At 52.8% G+C, this 1590-nt stretch carries 1 protein-coding gene; it reads right to left on the reverse strand.

From position 1 onward, the window contains the following. The coding region (flhA, locus tag D6694_08470; GenBank protein ID RMH41917.1) for a flagellar biosynthesis protein FlhA at positions 1 to 1590 on the reverse strand (1590 nt) is incomplete at both ends.

Below are 1590 nucleotides of genomic sequence, written 5' to 3' on the forward strand. Positions count from 1 at the left end.
GCATATTCAGCCAATGTCTCCGCAATGGTCCGAATGTCGCGCACTGGGACATTTTCTGCCAAAAGGTTCTGCAACACCTTCACAACGACACTAAGCGGGAGTTTGTCAGGAACAAGTTCTTCCGCCAGTTTCGGGGCTGTCTGAGCCAAACGTTTCAGCAACTGCTCGGTTTCTTCATGACCAAGCAGTTGCGCCGCGTTGTCGTGCAAAATTTGACTCAAATGCGTGGCGATCACCGTTGATGCGTCCACCACGGTATAGCCTAATGTTTGCGCTTGTTCTCGTTTGTCCGGGGTAATCCAATAAGCCTCCAGCCCAAATGCGGGATCTTTAGTAGGGATGCCCTCAATGGGACCAAATACCTGACCTGGATTGATAGCCAGCTCTCGGTCGGGATAGACCTCCGCCTCGGCCGTGGGCACCCCCATCAAACTTATGCGATACGCCGTTGGCGACAGTTCCAGATTGTCACGAATGTGCACTGTTGGCACCAAAAATCCCAGCTCCTGACTCAACTTTTTACGGACACCTTTGATGCGAGCCATTAGTTTTCCGTCTTGCGACTGATCCACTAACGGGATTAACTTGTAGCCAATTTCCAAGCCAATTGGATCGACCGGGCTGACATCTTCCCAGGTCAGCTCTTGTAGTGCTGGCGGCTGCGCTTCTCGGGACTCCGTTTCAATGGTTTCATTAGCCACCTCTTCGGCCGCCTGTTTCTGACCCAACCACCATCCTGACAAAGCTGCTATACTGCCAAGCGTCAAAAAAGCGAAATGCGGCATCCCCGGGATGATGCCAAGCAAAATAAGCACACCGGCGGCGACAAAAAACACTTTGGGATTGGAAAACATCTGACTGACAACCTGCGCCCCCATATCCTGCGCGGCATTTTGCCGGGTGACCATAATCGCAGCAGCCGTCGATAACAACAGGGATGGAATTTGCGCCACCAAGCCATCTCCAATCGTCAGCAAGACGTAAAACCGGGTCGCCGTCGATAGGTCTAAGTTATGCTGTCCCATACCAATCGCCAGACCACCAAGAATATTGATAAGCAAAATCAAGAGGCCAGCCACAGCATCACCACGCACGAACTTGCTCGCTCCGTCCATGGCCCCATAAAAGTCAGCCTCTCTGGCTACTTCCGCACGACGTTCTCGCGCCTCGTCCTGCGTCAATAATCCGGCGTTAAGGTCGGCATCAATCGCCATCTGCTTTCCGGGCATGGCATCCAACGTGAAACGCGCGCTAACCTCCGAAATTCGTCCAGCCCCTTTTGTCACAACAACGAAGTTGATAATGACAAGAATCGCAAATACCACCAAGCCAACCGCATAACTACCGCCAACGACCACCGCCCCAAACGCTTCGATCACGGAGCCGGCGGCCCCGGGCCCCGTATGTCCGTTAAGTAACACCACTCTTGTGGATGCCACATTAAGCGCTAGCCTCAATAAGGTGGCAACCAACAGAACTGTCGGAAACGCAGCGAAGTCCAACGGCCGTTGCGTATAAACCGTGACCAACAAAACCACCAATGACAGGGTGATATTGAAGGTAAACATCAAATCTAGCATCCAGGGCGGC

It is taken from the genome of Gammaproteobacteria bacterium (genome assembly GCA_003696665.1).
Classification (GTDB): domain Bacteria; phylum Pseudomonadota; class Gammaproteobacteria; order Enterobacterales.